The 17036-nt window shown below is 60.8% G+C and carries 19 protein-coding genes and 1 pseudogene; 19 read left to right on the top strand and 1 reads right to left on the bottom strand.

Features of this window, described 5'->3' with window-relative positions:
• The 14 genes and pseudogenes from V6766_RS19020 (at position 1) to V6766_RS18955 (ending at position 7924) form a co-directional block, all read left to right on the top strand.
• On the top strand, positions 1-132 hold the full coding sequence (locus tag V6766_RS19020; protein WP_256389227.1) for a hypothetical protein: 132 nt from the start codon (positions 1-3) through the stop codon (positions 130-132).
• Between the two features lie 8 nt (positions 133-140).
• Positions 141-614, top strand: a complete 474-nt coding sequence (locus V6766_RS19015) for a c-type cytochrome (protein WP_244435494.1) — start codon at positions 141-143, stop codon at positions 612-614.
• 2 nt (positions 615-616) lie between these two features.
• Positions 617-1213 carry a DsbE family thiol:disulfide interchange protein gene (locus tag V6766_RS19010; protein WP_036235782.1) on the top strand — a complete coding sequence of 199 codons (597 nt, stop codon included), beginning with the start codon at positions 617-619 and terminating at the stop codon, positions 1211-1213.
• 59 nt (positions 1214-1272) lie between these two features.
• On the top strand, positions 1273-1821 hold the full coding sequence (locus V6766_RS19005) for a TlpA family protein disulfide reductase (RefSeq protein WP_244435493.1): 549 nt from the start codon (positions 1273-1275) through the stop codon (positions 1819-1821).
• 13 nt (positions 1822-1834) lie between these two features.
• Positions 1835-2266 carry a hypothetical protein gene (locus V6766_RS19000; RefSeq protein WP_024706442.1) on the top strand — a complete coding sequence of 144 codons (432 nt, stop codon included), beginning with the start codon at positions 1835-1837 and terminating at the stop codon, positions 2264-2266.
• The gene (locus V6766_RS18995) at positions 2259-2558 is read left to right on the top strand and encodes a hypothetical protein (protein ID WP_024706441.1); all 300 of its coding nucleotides are present in this window, start codon (positions 2259-2261) and stop codon (positions 2556-2558) included. Before V6766_RS19000 ends, V6766_RS18995 begins: the two co-directional genes overlap by 8 nt.
• Positions 2559-2618: 60 nt before the next feature.
• Complete coding sequence (locus tag V6766_RS18990) at positions 2619-3260, top strand: SCO family protein (RefSeq protein WP_024706440.1); 642 nt, start codon at positions 2619-2621, stop codon at positions 3258-3260.
• Positions 3260-3709 (top strand): copper chaperone PCu(A)C, encoded by a 450-nt coding sequence (locus V6766_RS18985; RefSeq protein WP_024706439.1) that lies wholly within the window; start codon positions 3260-3262, stop codon positions 3707-3709. The genes V6766_RS18990 and V6766_RS18985 overlap by 1 nt, the downstream gene beginning before the upstream one ends.
• The gene (locus V6766_RS18980; RefSeq protein WP_024706438.1) at positions 3706-4332 is read left to right on the top strand and encodes a hypothetical protein; all 627 of its coding nucleotides are present in this window, start codon (positions 3706-3708) and stop codon (positions 4330-4332) included. The genes V6766_RS18985 and V6766_RS18980 overlap by 4 nt, the downstream gene beginning before the upstream one ends.
• A gap of 17 nt (positions 4333-4349) precedes the next feature.
• Positions 4350-5153 (top strand): DsbA family protein, encoded by an 804-nt coding sequence (locus V6766_RS18975; protein ID WP_024706437.1) that lies wholly within the window; start codon positions 4350-4352, stop codon positions 5151-5153.
• A 30-nt stretch (positions 5154-5183) separates the two neighbouring features.
• The gene (locus V6766_RS18970; RefSeq protein ID WP_024706436.1) at positions 5184-5924 is read left to right on the top strand and encodes a cytochrome c biogenesis CcdA family protein; all 741 of its coding nucleotides are present in this window, start codon (positions 5184-5186) and stop codon (positions 5922-5924) included.
• An 81-nt stretch (positions 5925-6005) separates the two neighbouring features.
• The gene (locus V6766_RS18965) at positions 6006-6203 is read left to right on the top strand and encodes a hypothetical protein (protein WP_024706435.1); all 198 of its coding nucleotides are present in this window, start codon (positions 6006-6008) and stop codon (positions 6201-6203) included.
• A gap of 52 nt (positions 6204-6255) precedes the next feature.
• Positions 6256-6357: pseudogene (locus tag V6766_RS18960) on the top strand (multicopper oxidase domain-containing protein); the annotation flags it as partial.
• 58 nt (positions 6358-6415) lie between these two features.
• Complete coding sequence (locus V6766_RS18955) at positions 6416-7924, top strand: multicopper oxidase domain-containing protein (protein WP_024706434.1); 1509 nt, start codon at positions 6416-6418, stop codon at positions 7922-7924.
• Positions 7925-8275: 351 nt separating this feature from the next.
• Here V6766_RS18955 and V6766_RS18950 read toward each other — a convergent pair whose 3' ends face one another.
• Positions 8276-8740, bottom strand: a complete 465-nt coding sequence (locus V6766_RS18950) for a hypothetical protein (RefSeq protein ID WP_024706433.1) — start codon at positions 8738-8740, stop codon at positions 8276-8278.
• Between the two features lie 397 nt (positions 8741-9137).
• On the opposite strand from V6766_RS18950, the gene V6766_RS18945 reads away from it, so the two are divergent.
• From V6766_RS18945 to V6766_RS18925, 5 genes are all read left to right on the top strand, one after another.
• On the top strand, positions 9138-10031 hold the full coding sequence (locus V6766_RS18945; protein WP_036235775.1) for a DUF3991 and toprim domain-containing protein: 894 nt from the start codon (positions 9138-9140) through the stop codon (positions 10029-10031).
• A gap of 201 nt (positions 10032-10232) precedes the next feature.
• On the top strand, positions 10233-10829 hold the full coding sequence (locus V6766_RS18940) for a DUF1419 domain-containing protein (RefSeq protein WP_024706432.1): 597 nt from the start codon (positions 10233-10235) through the stop codon (positions 10827-10829).
• An 8-nt stretch (positions 10830-10837) separates the two neighbouring features.
• Positions 10838-11236 carry a DUF3085 domain-containing protein gene (locus V6766_RS18935; RefSeq protein WP_024706431.1) on the top strand — a complete coding sequence of 133 codons (399 nt, stop codon included), beginning with the start codon at positions 10838-10840 and terminating at the stop codon, positions 11234-11236.
• A gap of 87 nt (positions 11237-11323) precedes the next feature.
• A complete protein-coding gene (locus tag V6766_RS18930) occupies positions 11324-16429 on the top strand; it encodes a DEAD/DEAH box helicase family protein (protein WP_024706430.1) in 5106 nt (1701 codons plus the stop codon).
• 252 nt (positions 16430-16681) lie between these two features.
• The coding region (locus tag V6766_RS18925) for a ParB N-terminal domain-containing protein (RefSeq protein WP_448469185.1) at positions 16682-17036 on the top strand (355 nt) is incomplete at its 3' end.

Genomic DNA, 17036 nt, shown 5'->3' with positions numbered 1-17036 from the left:
ATGAACGGTATGATGGATGGCTCCATGATGGGCTTTATGATGTTCGGAGGTGGTCTGTTCAGCCTTCTGATCCTGGCTGTTCTGGTCCTCGGCATTTTCGCGTTGGTGAAGTTTCTGCGGGGGCGGCAATGAGGCGGATGATGCTTCTCCTTTCCGCTGTCGCCTTTTCGGGTCTGGCAGCTATCGCCGCGCAGGGGCAATCGCAAAGTACCGGTACACAAGCCGAAGACCTGACTGTGCTGGGTTATCCTGTGACAGACGAGCAGATCACCCTCGGAAGGCAAGTTTATGCGCAAAACTGCGCCTCCTGCCATGGCGCCGAGCTCCAGGGTCAGCCGAACTGGAGGCGCAGGCTGGAGAACGGCCGCATGCCGGCGCCGCCCCATGACGAGAGCGGCCACACCTGGCATCACTCGGACCAGGACCTGTTCGACATCACCAAGTTCGGCGTCGGCGGTGTCGTTGCGGGCTATGAGAGCGACATGCCCGCGTTCGAGGACATCCTGAGCAACGAGGAGATCGCAGCGGTACTCGCATTCATCAAGAGTACCTGGCCCGAGCGCCAGCGGGAATCACAGGCTCGAGTGACGGCCAAAGCCGGTGGTGGGTTATGACTATGGACAGGGAACAGTCGTTCGCCAAAACGGGACGAAGCGTTTTGGCCTTCCTGCCGCTTACTGTCGCTGCGGTGCTTGCCATCTTTCTGGCCTGGGGCTTGACCCAAGACCCTGGCAGTCTTCCGTCCGCGCTCATCGGCAAGGTGGTGCCGGAATTTGACCTGCCGCCGGTTCAGGGACGATCGCTCGGGCTGTCGAGCGATGATCTCAAAGGAGAGGTATCGCTGGTCAATGTCTTTGCTTCCTGGTGCGTTGCCTGCCGCGAAGAGCACCCTCTGTTCATGCAGCTTGCAGCGCAAGGCACCGTGCCGCTGCACGGCCTCAACTACAAGGATCAGCCGGACGATGCGGCGCAATGGCTGGACAGCTTGGGCGACCCCTACACGCGCACCGGAGCCGACATCAGTGGGAAGGTGGCGATCGATTGGGGCGTCTATGGCGTACCCGAAACCTTTGTGGTCGATGCGGACGGGCTCATCGTCTACAAGCATATCGGACCGGTGAACGAAGAGGTGCTCGCGAAAACCATCCTGCCGCTGGTGGAATCATTGCGCCAGCAGACCGCGGACCAGAAGATGCGGGGCGCTGGTTCATGACGGCTCTATTGCACGCAAAACGCACAATCTTAATCGCACTTGCGGCAGGGGGCCTCGTGGTGGTCGCGCTCGCAGTCACCGCCGCAATGATTTACATCGACGGCGATAAGGGCTCCCACCCCGTTGGCGACAGACCAGGCACAATACTATTGCCCCAGCCCTTCGTCATGCACGAAACGCCTCGGCCGCTTCCCGTGGTCACGTTCGAGGACGGGGCAGGTCAGGCTCTCACGCTGGCCTCATTCAAAGGCAAAACCGTTCTGCTCAACATCTGGGCGACCTGGTGCGTGCCCTGCCGCGAGGAAATGCCAACGCTTGATGCGCTTCAGGCAAAACTCGGCGGCCCCGGTTTCGAGGTTGTGCCTCTTTCTGTCGACCGGGCCGGGCCGGAGGTAGTCCGCAAATTCTATGCCGAGATCGGTATCCGGAATCTCGGCCTCTATATCGATGCATCGATGCGGGCTTCGTTCGACCTTGCGGCTGTCGGCCTACCTACGACGCTCCTGATCGACGGTGAGGGGCGGGAACTGGGACGGCTCGTCGGCCCGGCAGAATGGGACGCGCCCGAGATGATCGATTTTCTCAGAACACATCAGACCTCGAACTGAAAAGGAAGCCTTCATGGATAAGTCGCGACAATACAGCACCGAGGACGGTTCGTTTGGCCGCGATGTTCTCTACGCGCTTCGCTACTACCTCAGCGGCCGTCGCGGATACCTCATACTTGCGGCGGTCCTGATTGCTGGCGGTCTCGCGTTTAATTGGAGTTGGCTAGCCGCGGCAGGCATAGCGCCGCTGCTCCTCACAGCACTGCCGTGTGTCGCCATGTGCGCGCTCGGACTCTGCATGAACAAGGTTACCGGCGGTTCCTGCAAGTCAAACCAGGCCGGAAACCCTGCTGCCGCAGACGGTGAACCTTCATTACCGGGCGGAGCCCAAAATGACCTCTTGTCGGACGAAACCGTGCAACACGCACAATCCGTCAGTGTGGCGGTTTCGTCACGGCATTCCCTATCCCTAACCAAGCAGAAAAGGAACACGACCGATGATTAAACCTATCAAGTCTCTCACTATGGCTGCCGTTTTGATGATCAACATCGCCGCAGTCCCGACCCTTCAAGCCGCTGAGCACAAAACTCCAAGCAACCAGGGCTCCATGATGGAAGAGGGCAGCATGGGGAACAACAAAGATATGATGAATCAGGACGGAATGTCCGGCATGGGCGGAATGGACGGCATGATGGGCATGATGAAAATGATGGCCCAGATGGCGCCGATGATGGAGCAGTGCACCAAGTTGATGGCCAGCATGACAGACAACATGAAATCGTCGACAGACCAATAGGAGGCTGAGATCCCCCCGCCCGGACATTTGGTCCGGGCGGGGGGGCTGCGAGAAACAGACATGACATCAGGCAAAACAACACATCTCAGACGAATTCGCTACGGCCTGTGGTTCCTGGTGACCATTGCCGCGTTGGTGATCGGTGGTGCCTATTTCGTCCGGACGATCGGCGTCCGCGAGCCGCCGTCGGTCACCACCGGCGAGGCCGCAATTCGCTCCGAGTTTTCGTTGATCGACCACAACGGAAATCGCGTGACCGAGGCCGACTTCCTCGGGCGCTGGCAACTCGTGTTCTTCGGATTCACCTATTGCCCCGACGTCTGCCCGACCACGCTCGCCTACATGGCGAATGTGCTGGATCGGTTTGGCGGCGAGGTCGAGCGGGTCGCACCGATCTTCATCACCGTCGACCCGTCGCGCGATACGCCGGAGGTGATGGCGGAATATGTCCAGGCCTTCCACCCGAAGCTGGTTGGACTGACCGGATCCGAAGCCGCGGTCGCCGCAGCTGCCCAATCCTTCCGCGTCTACTACGAGAAGATGGAAGAGGAAACAGCGCCGGACGGATATCTGATGGCGCACTCCGGGCACATCTACCTGATGACACCCGAAGGCCGCTTTGAGGATGTCTTCCGCGAAGGCGAACAGTTCGCGGAAGAGATGGCCGTCGAGGTCCTTGCAAGAATGAATGGAAAATATTGATGAAAATACTGATTGCAATAGCGGTGGCGGTCTGGGCGGGCGCATCGCCGGCACTCGCAGAGGAGAGTGTCCGCGTTTCCGATGCGTGGGCGCGCGCGACCATCCTCGCGTCCCGGCCCGGCGCTGCCTATCTCACGATCGAAAGCGCCTCGGAAGACCGGCTTGTAGGCGTGACGACGCCGGTCGCAGGCCACGTCATGATCCACGCGATCGAAAAGGACGGCGACATAAGCCGCATGAAACACATCGAAACGCTTGAATTGCCATCGGGTGAGCGGTTCACGCTCGCGCCCGGCGGCATGCACCTGATGCTGATGGGACTGCAAGACAAACTCAGCGAGGGCACGACATTCCCTATGACGCTCAGCTTCGAGAACGCCGGAGAGATCACCGTTGAGGTTTCCGTGCTCGGAATAGCGGCCGAGGGGCCACAGGAGGTTGCTGAATGAAGCGCTTCCTGATCCTGGCCTTCCTGCTGGTTGCACAGCCGGCATTCGCAAATCATCCCGGTGAGCGCATCGATGAGGTGATGACTGAACAGGAGTTGGCCTTCGAGGTGATGGATCGTCCTTCCACGCCCGATCTGGATGTCGAAGAACCAGGCGGCAATGTCCTGCGCCTCGGCGATCTCCATGATCAGATCATCGTGCTGAGCTTTGTTCCGCAGAACTGTGACAGTCCATGCGCCAAACAACAGGCCGTTCTTGCGAGCGTGCAGGAACAGGTGAATGCTTCGCCGATGAAGCAAATGGTCACGTTTGTAACCGTCCTTGACGCAGATGCCTCGACCCAGGCTCCGTCGGACCAGGCGAACTGGCGGCGCGTGATCCCATCGGACGACGAGACAACCGCCAGTCTGGCGGATCGATTTGCGGCGTTCAGCGGCCGCGACCAGGAGTTGCCGATGGCGCATGTCATCGACCGCAACGGACGGAATGCCGGTATTTTCCATGGATCCGATTTCAGCAAAACAAATCTGACCCTCTACATCAACCAGCTCATCAACAACGCGCATGCGCCAAAGCCGCCTACCGAAAAGGGGTGGTGGGAATGGCTGACAGGCCTGTTCTGAACAGCGGGAGAAGGAAGTTGACGCAATTTTCGAAATTCACGGGGCGCCGCTTCGGCTTTCTCCTGCTGCCCCTGCTGCTGATCATCGCGGCAGGCACCTGGTATCTGATCGATCCAGGGTTCAGGGCCGGCCAGCAGCCCACTATCGCGTCGGAGAACCTGCCGCAGGACGCGTTCGAGCGGCGCGTGCGCGACTATCTTGTAGCCAACCCAGAGGTCATCGTCGAGGCCATGCAGAACCTCGAACGGAAGCAACGGGAGGCGGAACAGACGGAAGCTCAGGCAGCCCTTGCCACGCACCGTGACGAACTGTTCAAAAGTCCCGAAAGCCCAGTTGGCGGCAATCCGCAAGGCGATGTGACGTTGGTCGAATTCTTCGATTACAATTGCCCCTATTGCCGCCAGGTTGCGCCAACGATGATGGCGGCGGAAGCAGACGATCCGAAACTGCGCATCGTCTACAAGGAGTTTCCCATTCTGGGGCCGAATTCCGTGTTCGCGGCAAGGGCAGCGCTCGCGGCCCGCCAGCAGAACCTCTACCCCGAATTCCATAAAGCAATGATGCAGGTGTCAGGAGCTGCCGACGAGGGACGAGTGATGGAGGTTGCTGGGCAAATCGGCCTGGATGTCGAGCGGCTGCGAAACGATATGGCCGATCCCGCTGTCGACGCTGAAATCGCGCGCAACCTTGCGCTCGCCCAAGTTCTGCGGATCAACGGTACGCCGGGCTTTGTTATCGGTGAGGAAATATTGCGCGGCGCCACCGACCTGCAAACCATGCAAACGCTGATCGCGCGTGCCCGGAAAAGCGGTGACCAGTGAGCTCGGAAGAAGACTTGAAGGGCCGTCCGAATGCCTGAACTCTCCAATATTGGTATCCTGAGCGCCTTCGTTGCCGGCATCGTCTCATTCCTGTCGCCTTGCGTACTGCCATTGGTGCCGGGGTATGTTTCCTATGTCGCCGGCCGGTCGACGATTACATCACCCTCAGGTGAGGTTTCTGTTGCGCGAAGCGCAGCGCTCGGTTTCAGCCTCTGCTTCGTGCTCGGCTTCACAACCGTCTTTGTCATCCTTGGTGCCAGCGCTACAGCGTTGGGGCAATTGCTGCTTCGCTACCGCTTCGAGATGAACATCGTCGGAGGCGGGATTGTTACGTTGTTCGGATTGTTCATGCTCGGAACCATTCGACCCACGTGGATGATGCGCGAGGCACGGTTTCACCTTGATCTGCCCGGCGGCAAGGCCGTATCGTCCTATGTGCTGGGCCTGGCATTCGCTTTCGGCTGGACCCCCTGCATCGGTCCGATCCTCGGTGCCATCTTGACCGTTGGCGCGGCATCAGCCTCGGTCGCCGACGGCGTCGCACTATTAGCGATCTACTCGCTGGGCCTCGGTGTGCCGTTCCTGCTTGCCGCCGTTTTCACCGGCGCCTTGGCAGCAAGATTGAAGACCTTCGGACGCCTCGGGCGTATTCTGCGGACATTCGCCGGAGCGGTTATGATCTTGATGGGAGTCGCCATGATGACAGGATATCTGTCCGCTTTCGCCTTCTGGCTTTTGGAGACGTTCCCGTTGCTGTCTACAATCGGCTAGGCCAACGGCCCGTTGAGGAAATTGTGATTTGACATTCCTGTCGCTGAAAGGCGCAGGCTTGACTTTTATAGGGAGGTAGCTGTGATCTCGAAAACCGAAATCCTGGAGCGGGATATCCTGCGCGTGTTCAGGTATGCCTGCCGGCAAGATCGGCTTGACATCGCCGAATTCATGCTCGCGGCACTGGAAAAGATGGATGGTGAGTATGCGAGGTCTACTGTGAGTAACCGTCCACTGATCGATTCCTATCGCGATCTGATCGAGCCCCGCGACTCTTGAAAGCCGTAAATTCTACGGGCAGGCGCAATCGCCCACCACTGACCAGACGACCGAGATCGCTTTCGTGGCCGACAGTTCCGGCAAATGGCTGTTCCATTGCCACATGCTTGAACATGCGGCAGCCGGAATGAACACCTGGTTTGAGGTGGTCTGATGGGCAAGCGAACTGATGACCGTGGAACCAGACGAATTCTGCCGAAAGGAACATATCAATGATAAAGAGAAGGAACCTGCTCGCCGGTGGCGCGGCACTTACAGCCAGCAGCGCCCTCTACGCATGGGCAGATAGCCGCTTCATCTCACCCTCATCTGGTGCCGCAGGTCGTCCAGTGTTGCAGTTTCCGCCGCTGATCGACACAGTCGACACAGGAAAATTTCTGGTCACTGCCCAGTCAGGCACAACATCCTTCTTTCCGGGCCATCCAGCAGAAACGATTGGCTTCAATCAAGCCTATCTCGGACCCGTGGTTCGGATAAGCAACGGCGCGCTGCGGCCGAGTGTGGAAAACGGACTGTCATGGCCGGTCAGCGCGCACTGGCATGGCCTGGTGGTGCCAGGCAATCACGACGGAGGGCCACACCTGCCCGTCAAACCGGGAGAGGTATGGGCGCCGGACATGGAAATTGGACAGGGGCCCTGCACCGCCTTTTTTCATACCCACATCCATGGTCGAACCGCGCGTGACGTGTACGCCGGACTGGCCGGCGTGCTGCACGTAGCAGACGGGCTCGACGGCGAACGAGGCTTGCCGGAAACCTATGGCGTCGATGACATGACGCTGCTGCTTCAGGATCGCCGCTTCTCCACGGACGGCCAGCTTGCCTACGCCAACTCGATGATGGATATCATGCATGGCATGACCGGCGACACGATACTGGTCAATGGTCAGGCAGGTTCCGTCGCCGCTGTGCCGAAGTCAGTCGTGCGGCTACGCTTGATCAACGGTTCGAATGCGCGGATCTATTCATTGTTTTCCAGCGACGACAGACCCATTCACTTGATCGCAACTGACGGTGGATATCTGCCAGCCCCGGTACAGCTTGAGACGCTCCGCCTCGGACCGGGAGAACGTGCCGAGATTCTGGTCGACTTCTCGGATGGTCATGGCATGTCGCTGATGAGTGAGGGTGACCCCAATGCGGGTATGGGCGGCATGATGGGAAGGGCCCGCGGCCTGCTCGATGAAATAACCGGAGGCAGGCGGTTCGAAGTGCTTCCGTTTCTGGTCGACGAGCGGCTTGCCGCCAAAGTCACCCGCATCCCCGATGTGCTCGGTGGAGATCAACCTGACCTCACAGCCGCCAGGGTGTCAAAGCTGCGCAACTTCTCTCTCGATATGGGCATGCGAGGCGGAATGATGGGATCTGGCGGAATGGGTCGCGGCATGATGGGCGGCATGGCCATCAACGGGCAGCCATTCGACATGAGTATCATCAACGACCGCGTGCGCCTCGGCGACACCGAGAAGTGGGTGATCAGCACCAGCATGCTCGCGCATCCGTTTCATGTTCATGGTGTCTCCTTTCAGGTGATCAGTGAGAACGGAAGAGAACCGCGGCCGGAGAGCCTGGGATGGAAGGACACGGTCGTTGTCGACAGTGAAACGGAGCTGCTTGTCCAGTTCACTCAGCCAGCGGCCGAGGAAACGCCATTCATGTATCATTGCCATATTCTTGAGCATGAAGATGCCGGCATGATGGGGCAATTCACAGTGAGTTAGCCACGCACGGCAGGCTCGCGACAACGTAGAGCCTGGCAATCCTTAATCCGAAAACATTGGACTGTGACGGCAACGCGTGCGGTTTGTTGCATTTGATGAATACCGTCATCAAAACACGCATCGCCCGGTATGTTTTGCTGTCTACGGCTTGCCGGCCCGCAGCCTAATGGCAGAGGGGAATGGAGCCTTTCTACCGCACGTCCGACCGGTCAAGTCATCGACGGAACGGATTGCAGCCTCACTTCATGAGGTACTTGGCCAGTGCGGCAATGGCCAGGATTACCAGAATGGCAATCAGCAGCATCCAGACACCGCCAAGCCCCATAATCCCGCCTCCCATTGTGTCGTTCATCATTTCCGGTCCTCCATGGCTTTGGCCCCTGCGGCCTGCCGTTGTGTAAGCCAGACCACGGCAAGCGGGATGAAAACCCACTGCAGCAGCGGGCTCAGTCCTGTTCCGAACGGCGGCACCAGCGGCATGAGATCGGAGTAGGTCCAGCGCTGCGATATGTTGGTGTAATAATATTCAAAACCAACAGTCAGAGCGATGCCGACCCCAACAAACAACAGTATCTGCCAGGCTTTGGGTGCTTCAAACCAAAAGCGGGATCGTGCGGCAGCGCTGGTAATCCAGAATGCAGTCATGGCGAATCCGACATCCCCGAATGTTGCCGAAGAACAGAGCTTGATGCCTTCCCAATGGTTCATCTCGATCATGCCCGCATAGGTGGGTGCCTGCCAGAACTCCCAGACAAAGTGGAGCAGGAAGGAGAATACGATCACCGAGAATTCGGGCAGGCGTGTCACGTGGTCCATCTGGTTTCCTTAGCATTGGACGGCGAATGTGATTGCTGCATGAGCCTAATGGTTGCGGCGGGAAGAAGGGAAATTGCTACGCGTGTGTATGGTTGATAGCGGATAGCGGCTGCATTCGCAAACCACTGCTTTGCGAGAAAATGTTATACTTTATTCTATTGAGGTCCTTGGCGCCGAAGGTATTAAAGAGACCAGCCAGAACACCCATGCCGCTTGTGCGCGGCGGCCGGCAAGGGAGGCTTCGCCGCTTCTGGCGGCGAAAACCGCGACCCGTCATAACTGCCGGCTTGCCATCCGCGCCCTTGTCCTGCCTTGCTCTTCGCGGCCTCCGGGTCCAGCCCCGAAAAGTGAGGGAGCGCAAACCCGGACAGAGGACCGCGCGCAACGCGGAGAGTGAATGGAAAAAGCCGAACTGGAAGAACTGAGAGAGAAAGTGAATTGTGGGGCCGTCCTGGAATCCGCCGGCTTTGCCGTCGATCTGAAGGAAAGCACCCGCAAAGCGGTCAAATACCGCCGCGGCGGCGACATCGTCATCGTCATTCATGACGGCAAGGGCTGGTTTGACCCCTTGTCGGACGCCAAGGGCGACGTGTTCCGCCTTGTTGAACATCTCGACGGGATCCCGTTCGCCGCCGCCCTTTATGTCGTCGCCGCCCTCATCGGCTTCATGCCGTCAGAGCCCGCCTGGACCCGTCAGGCCAGGGAGAGGATGCTGGACCAGACCGTGGCGGAACGCTGGCAAAGCCGCCGCAAGCCGTGGCGCGGCTCGGCGACATGGCGCTATCTCAGTGAGATGCGCGGTATTCCCGACCCGGTTCTGTGCCAAGCTATTGCTTCCGATGTGCTGCGCGAAGGCCCGCACGGCAGCATGTGGGCCGCCCATAAAGACGATCGCGGCCAGATCACCGGCTGGGAGGAACGCGGTCCGGAATGGCGCGGTTTTGCCAATGGAGGTGCGAAAGTCCTCTTCCGACTCGGGCCCGCCGATGCAACGCGTCTTTGCGTTGCCGAGGCGGCGATCGACGCAATGAGCCTTGCGGCAATCGAACAGTGTCGTCCGGGATCGCTTTACCTTAGCACCGGCGGGGGTTGGTCGTCATCGACCGATGCTGCGTTACGCGGGCTCGCCGCCCGCCCGGATGTCCTCATGGTCGCAGCCACCGACGCCAATAGCCAGGGCGAGACCTTTGCCGAGCGCCTGCGGGTTCTCGCTGAGGAGGAAGGCTCCAACTGGCAGCGGCTCAGGCCGCCATCAGATGACTGGAACGCCTCCTTGAAATGGAAGGAATGATGGAGAAGAGAAAAACGAGGACGGCATGCCGCATGCCCGCCGTCCGCCTCAAGGGTGACGCTTCGCCCGGCTGACGCCGGCCCTTGACCCGGCCGGACGGAGAGGCGGCCGCGGGAGGGGGTCCGGAAGGGCTGAAGAAGATGGTGATGCCGAAAGGGTGCGCCGCGCTCCAGCCCGTGACAGGCTTCAAAGGAGCCCGCCATGACCTCTCTCATCCGCAAGATCCATTTCGGCATCGCCGACCGCCATCAGATGTTCAGACTCTTCGACCGCCATGCTGGGCGACCCGACCGCTGGCAGAAAGACGACAGTGCGCTTTACGCCGGCGAATGGTTCGAAATCGCCCGCCCCGAACACGACTACATGCTCGAAATCCTGCCGCCGCTCTGGATGCGCGGCGAGATGTTCGCCATGCGCGAATTCCTGACCGGCAGCATCACCAGCGTCTTCTACACGCTCAGCATCAATGGAGTGACGCGGTTCTTTCACGCCTATTGCGATCTTGCCGATCCACGCTCGCCGTACGAGATGCGCGACGCGATTGTCGAGCGCGAACGCTGGCCGGTCAAGGCGATGACCCGCGAAGAACGGATCGAGCACATCTGGAGTGCCACGCAGGACGACTATCGAGGCTATGCCGGAGGGGCCTTCCGGCCCGAGCATCGAGGCAAGCGAACGGTCATCGTCTACGGTCGCCCGGGGACCAGCTTTCAGCTGCTCGACCACCTGACGGATGAGCAGATTTCGGAAAAGCTGCGCGTTCATTTGCGCCACCTTCCGCTGCCAGCAGCCGCGTGAGGTCCGTCATGTTCACATTTCCGGTTCAAGCGGTGCGCAAGGTTATCGCGCGCGGGGAAGAGGACGCGGCCGCCAATGGCGGCTTTCGCAATCCCTATTACGGCACCAGACCAGGCGAGGGTGAGAAACCCGGCTTCTGGCTTGTGGGAGACGAAGGCGTCTACATCATCTCCAACGGCAAGCTCGCCGAGGGCCAAAAGCCGCTCGTTGTCTATTCGAACGAGTGCCACCCCAAGGGCAGCGACGACTGGTGGGATTACAAGCGCCGGCATTTCGGTGGCGATGACGGCATCGAGTTCATCGATGCCGACCTTGTCGTTCCGAGCTTCAACCGGCACTTCGCCGCGTCCCATCTCGGGATCCAGCTCACCGAGAACGAGATCTCGTTCTCGCTGATCACCCGCTAACTCCGCTTTCAAATCCGCACGCTGGCGACGCCGCTGGGTCCCCTGGCGGCGCGGCTTCGTTCGCCCTCAATCCAGGAGAAACCATCAATGTCAGACCACGACCGCTTCACCCTCGACATGTTTGGCAGTTTGCAGAACGCCTTGTCCTCCGGGCTTGGCTTCGGCGTCGCCGCTTTTGCCGACAGCCCAGAAATCGAACCCGACAAGGGCGTACCGCTGCCGGCGGCAGCGGCCAACCGGTCCAAGAGCCGGCGGCCCGCGGAACGACAAGCCGCCGAAGCGCCCGAGCGCGGCAGCAATTTTCATCTTTCCGGTAGCCGGAACCTCGCCAAGGGCTGGAAAGCCCGAGCGCGCGACAATCTCGCCGCCATCTCGCTCGCTGCTACAATCGCGGCCGAGAACCGGCCCGCGACGCCGGAGGAACAGGCTCGTCTTGTTCACTTCACAGGCTTTGGCGCCTCCGATCTTGCCAATGCGATCTTCTCGCGGCCCGGCGAGGACGGGTTCCGGAAGGGGTGGGAAGACCTTGGCGAAGAGCTGCAGGAGGCCGTGAACGAGGCCGATTACGCTTCGCTTGCCCGCTGCACCCAATATGCCCATTTCACGCCGGAGTTCATCATCCGGGCGATCTGGGAAGGTCTCGAACGGCTCGGCTGGCTCGGCGGTCGCGTGCTCGAACCGGGGATCGGGACGGGGCTCTTCCCAGCCCTGATGCCTGAGCCGTTTCGTGCATCCTCGTTCTTCACGGGCGTAGAGCTCGATCCAGTGACAGCCCGGATTGCCGTGTTCCTGCAGCCGGTCGCCCGCATCATCGAAGGTGATTTCGCGCGTACCGATCTGCCGGCGCACTTCGATCTCGCCATCGGCAACCCTCCCTTTTCCGACCGGACCGTGCGATCCGACCGCGCCTACCGGTCAATGGGCCTGCGGTTGCATGACTATTTCATTGCGCGATCGATCGATCTCCTGAAACCCGGTGCACTTGCCGCCTTCGTCACCTCGTCGGGCACGATGGACAAGGCGGATGCCGCGGCCCGCGAGCACATTGCCAAATCCGCCGATCTGATCGCGGCGATCCGCCTGCCCGAAGGCAGCTTCCGGCAGGATGCGGGAACGGACGTCGTCGTCGACATACTGTTCTTCCGCAAGCGCAAGCCGGGCGAGTCCCCGAGCGACGCGGCGTGGCTGGACGTGGCCGAGGTCATTTCGGCCAGCGAGGAGAGCGAGGCGGTCAGGGTCAACCGCTGGTTCGCCGATCACCCCGATCATGTGCTCGGCCGCCACGCGACCACATCTGGTCCATTCGGTGAGACCTATACCTGCCTGGCAGGTGACGGCGATCTCAAAGCTGCGTTGGACGCCGCAATCCATCTTCTTCCGGAAGCGCTCTATGACGGCGAACCCGGAGAGATCGATTTCGATCTCGAATTCGGTACGACGCCGACCGATGTCGCCAGACCAGGGGACGCCCATGTCCGCGAGGGCAGCTTCTTCATCGCCCCACCGAAAGGGCTGATGCAGGTTCTCCACGGCAAGCCCGCGCCGGTTCCCGTCCGCAAGGGCCGGACAGGCGAGGGGATTTCGGAAAAGCAGATCAACATCGTCAGGAAGCTGATCCCGGTCCGCGATGCGGTGCGCGCGGTCCTCAAGGCCCAGGAGACCGATCAGCCGTGGCGCGATCTTCAGGTGAAGCTGCGCATCGCCTGGTCGAGCTTCGTGCGGGATTTCGGGCCGATCAACCACACGAGGGTGTCGATCTCGGAGAGCGATGCGACGGGCGAAACCCGCGAGACGCATCGCCGCCCGAACCTGCAGCCCTTCCTCGACGATCCCGATTGCTGGCTGGTCGCCTCCATCGAGAATTACGATCTCGATACGGATACCGCGAAGCCCGGTCCGATCTTCTCCGAACGAGTCATTGCCCCGCCATCGCCCCCGGTGATCACCAGCGCCGCCGACGCTCTGGCCGTCGTCCTCAACGAACGCGGCCATGTCGATCCAGACCATATCGCCGAACTGCTGCATCAAGACCGGGAGACCGTCATCGCGGAACTCGGCAGCGCGATTTATCGAGATCCGACAGACGGGTCCTGGCAGACATCCGACGCCTACCTATCCGGACCGGTCCGCGACAAATTGGCGATCGCGGAAGCGGCCGCCGAGCTGGATCCGGCCTACAGGCTCAATGTCGAGGCGCTGGAGGCGGTGCAGCCGGCCGATCTCAGCCCGTCCGAGATCACCGCCCGGCTCGGTGCACCATGGATTCCGGCAAGTGATGTCGTCGATTTTGTGAAGGAGTCGATGGGAACGGATATCACGATCCGGCACATGCCGGAACTCGCCTCCTGGACGGTCGATGCCCGCATGCTGGCCTTCCGGGCCGAGGGCACGTCGGAATGGGGCACCAAGCGCCGGCATGCCGGCGAACTGCTCGCCGATGCCCTCAACAGCCGTATTCCGCAGATCTTCGACACGATCAAAGACGGCGACAGCGAGCGGCGCGTCCTCAATGTCGTAGATACCGAGGCGGCAAAGGAGAAGCTCACCAAGATCAAGGCCGCCTTCCAGCGCTGGGTCTGGTCCGATCCGGGCCGGACTGACCGGCTGGCGCGGGTCTATAATGACCGCTTCAACAATATCGCACCCCGATCCTTCAATGGGGACCATCTCCAGCTACCGGGCGCATCAGGCGCCTTTGTTCTTTATGGCCACCAGAAACGCGGCATCTGGCGCATCATCTCGTCCGGCGCAACCTATCTCGCCCATGCCGTCGGCGCCGGCAAGACCATGACGATGGCCGCCGCCATCATGGAACAACGTCGGCTCGGCCTGATCTCGAAAGCCATGCTGGTCGTGCCCGGCCATTGCCTGGCCCAGGCCGCCCGCGAGTTCCTTGCGCTCTATCCGACAGCCCGGATACTCGTCGCCGACGAGACGAATTTTTCCAAAGACAAACGTCACCGCTTCCTGTCGCGCGCCGCGACGGCCACTTGGGACGCGATCATCCTCACCCATTCGGCCTTCAAGTTCATCGCCGTACCGGCAGTCTTCGAAAAGCAGATGATCGAGGATGAGCTCGCGCTCTACGAAGATCTTCTCACCAGGGTCGAGGGCGACGATCGGGTGTCACGCAAGCGACTGGAACGGTTGAAGGAGGGACTGAAGGACCGGCTGGAATCGCTGGCGACCGTCAAGGACGATCTCCTGACCATTTCCGAGATCGGCATCGATCAGATCATCGTCGACGAGGCGCAGGAATTCCGGAAACTCTCATTCGCCACCAACATGTCGACGCTGAAAGGCGTCGATCCGAACGGCTCGCAGCGGGCCTGGGACCTCTATGTTAAATCCCGCTTCATCGAGACCAAGAATCCGGGCCGCGCGCTGGTGCTGGCCTCGGGCACGCCGATCACCAACACGCTCGGCGAGATGTTCTCGGTTCAGCGCTTCCTCGGATTTGAGGCGCTCAAGGAACGCGGCCTGCACGAATTCGACGCCTGGGCCTCGACTTTCGGCGATGTGACGACCGAACTCGAATTGCAGCCCTCGGGCAAATACAAGCCCGTCTCACGCTTTGCGACCTTCGTCAATGTGCCGGAACTGATAGCCATGTTCCGCTGCTTCGCCGATGTCGTGTTGCCGGAGGATCTGAAGCAATATGTGAAAATCCCCGCCGTCTCGACTGGCAAGCGCCAGATCGTTACCGCAAAGCCGACCGACGACTTCAAGCTCTATCAGCAGGTCCTCGATGCCCGCATCAAGGCCATCGAAATGCGCGAGGGTCCTGCCCAACCCGGCGACGACATTCTGCTTTCCGTCATTACCGACGGGCGCCATGCGGCGATTGATCTCCGGCTGGTCGATCCCGACAATGACAACGAGCCGGACAACAAGCTCAACAAGCTGATCGCCAACGCCTATCGCATCTGGCGCGAGACCGGCGCCAATACCTACCTGACCCGCGAGGGAAAGCCTTTCGAGTTGCCCGGTGCGGCGCAAATGATCTTTTCCGATCTCGGCACGATCAGCGTCGAGAAAAGCAGAGGCTTTTCCGCCTATCGCTGGATCCGCGACGAGCTCGTCCGGCTCGGTGTCCCGCCGTCGGAAATCGCCTTCATGCAGGATTACAAGAAGACCGAAGCCAAGCACCGGCTGTTTGCCGACGTGAACGCGGGCAAGGTCCGCTTCCTGATCGGCTCATCCGAGACCATGGGTACAGGTGTCAACGCCCAGCTTCGCTTGAAGGCGCTTCACCATCTCGACGTGCCCTGGCTTCCCGCCCAGATCGAGCAGCGCGAGGGCCGCATTGAGCGGCAGGGCAATCAGCATGACGAGATCGACATTTTCGCTTACGCCACCGAAGGCTCGATGGATGCGCAGATGTGGCAGAACAACGAGCGCAAGGCCCGGTTCATCGCTGCGGCGCTGTCCGGCGACACATCCGTCCGCCGGCTCGAAGATCTGGGCGAGGGGCAGGCCAACCAGTTTGCCATGGCCAAAGCGATCGCTTCCGGCGATCAGCGCCTGATGCAGAAGGCAGGCCTCGAGGCCGATATCGCCCGGCTCGAACGCTTGCGCGCCGCGCATAGAGACGATCTCTTCGCCGTTCGCCGCCAGATCCGCAATGCCGAGCGCGATATCGAGCACGACGCGCGGCGGATCTCCGAGATCGGCAAGGACATCGAACGCAGGATTCCGACAGTAGGCGAGGCCTTCGCCATGACCGTGGGCGGCCAATACTTCACCGAGCGCAAGCCCGCCGGCCGGGCATTGATGAAGGAAATCATGACGCTGGTACATCTTCAGGAAGAGGGCGAAACGGTCATCGCAAATATAGGCGGCTTCGATCTCGTCTTCTCCGGCAAGCGCTACGTTCAGGGCGACTTCCAATATGACGTTGCACTCGTCCGGACCGGCGTGGAGACCGACATCGACCTTGCGCTAACCGTCACGCCGCTCGGTGCGGTCTCGCGCATCGAGCATGTGCTTTCCGGCTTCGAGGACGAGCGCTCGCAATACCGCTTCCGCCTCGATGATGCCAAGCGCCGGCGGGCCTCCTATCAATCCTGCCAGGGCGGAGAATTCGGCTTCGAAGACGAGCTTGCCGAGAAGCGCCAACAACTCGCCGAAATCGAGGCCGATCTGGCAGATGAGGTGTTGAAGGAGGGGGAGAAGGCCGGGGCGGCGGCATGAAGAAGAAGGAGGAAAGGGACCGGTCGCAGATCGGTTGGGCTCGGTGATGCTGTCGCTCAACCGCCGCCTGCGCCATCCCGGCCCGTCGTTCTTCGCAGGGCTGGCCAGCCCCGCTCACCCGGCCGGGCAGGGACGCTCGGCCGCAGTTGCACCGGCCCGCCCGCTCCGCGGTCCCGGGGATGTCTTCGAGAAGAAGACGAAAAAGGGAACCGGTGGCGTGCCGGGTCCTCAATCCCCAACCAGGAGCTTCCAATGCATATTATCAAGATCGACCCGCGCGCGCTGAAGGACAATCCCGACGATGCCCGGAAGTCCAAATCCACGCCTCAGGGCGATGCGCTGCTGGCCGCGACCATCAAGGCCGTCGGCATCATCCAGCCGCCCGTCGTTTCTCCCGAGGCTGATGGCGGCAACGGCTTCATCATCCAGGCCGGCCATCGCCGCACCAAGGGAGCGATCGCCGCCGAACTTGAAGAGATCGAGGTTATCGTGACCGATCCGGCAGACGACGGCGGCGCCATGCGCTCAATGGTCGAGAACATCGCCCGCGAACCGCTCTTAGGTTCTGTGTCGCAACTGTCCTGTTGGGTTCGTACGGCCGTCATGG

Source organism: Martelella sp. AMO21009 (assembly GCF_053484295.1).
The sequence above is the reverse complement of the archived record's forward strand: the minus strand, read 5'-3'. Positions and strand labels throughout refer to the sequence as shown.

Bases quoted from the DNA above. Each gene is read 5' to 3' on its own strand.
- V6766_RS19020 (WP_256389227.1), top strand. From the start codon at position 1: ATGAACGGTATGATGGATGGCTCCATGATGGGCTTTATGATGTTCGGA.
- V6766_RS19015 (WP_244435494.1), top strand. From the start codon at position 141: ATGCTTCTCCTTTCCGCTGTCGCCTTTTCGGGTCTGGCAGCTATCGCC.
- V6766_RS19010 (WP_036235782.1), top strand. From the start codon at position 617: ATGGACAGGGAACAGTCGTTCGCCAAAACGGGACGAAGCGTTTTGGCC.
- V6766_RS19000 (WP_024706442.1), top strand. From the start codon at position 1,835: ATGGATAAGTCGCGACAATACAGCACCGAGGACGGTTCGTTTGGCCGC.
- V6766_RS18995 (WP_024706441.1), top strand. From the start codon at position 2,259: ATGATTAAACCTATCAAGTCTCTCACTATGGCTGCCGTTTTGATGATC.
- V6766_RS18990 (WP_024706440.1), top strand. From the start codon at position 2,619: ATGACATCAGGCAAAACAACACATCTCAGACGAATTCGCTACGGCCTG.
- V6766_RS18985 (WP_024706439.1), top strand. From the start codon at position 3,260: ATGAAAATACTGATTGCAATAGCGGTGGCGGTCTGGGCGGGCGCATCG.
- V6766_RS18980 (WP_024706438.1), top strand. From the start codon at position 3,706: ATGAAGCGCTTCCTGATCCTGGCCTTCCTGCTGGTTGCACAGCCGGCA.
- V6766_RS18970 (WP_024706436.1), top strand. From the start codon at position 5,184: ATGCCTGAACTCTCCAATATTGGTATCCTGAGCGCCTTCGTTGCCGGC.
- V6766_RS18955 (WP_024706434.1), top strand. From the start codon at position 6,416: ATGATAAAGAGAAGGAACCTGCTCGCCGGTGGCGCGGCACTTACAGCC.
- V6766_RS18950 (WP_024706433.1), bottom strand. From the start codon at position 8,740: ATGGACCACGTGACACGCCTGCCCGAATTCTCGGTGATCGTATTCTCC.
- V6766_RS18945 (WP_036235775.1), top strand. From the start codon at position 9,138: ATGGAAAAAGCCGAACTGGAAGAACTGAGAGAGAAAGTGAATTGTGGG.
- V6766_RS18940 (WP_024706432.1), top strand. From the start codon at position 10,233: ATGACCTCTCTCATCCGCAAGATCCATTTCGGCATCGCCGACCGCCAT.
- V6766_RS18935 (WP_024706431.1), top strand. From the start codon at position 10,838: ATGTTCACATTTCCGGTTCAAGCGGTGCGCAAGGTTATCGCGCGCGGG.
- V6766_RS18930 (WP_024706430.1), top strand. From the start codon at position 11,324: ATGTCAGACCACGACCGCTTCACCCTCGACATGTTTGGCAGTTTGCAG.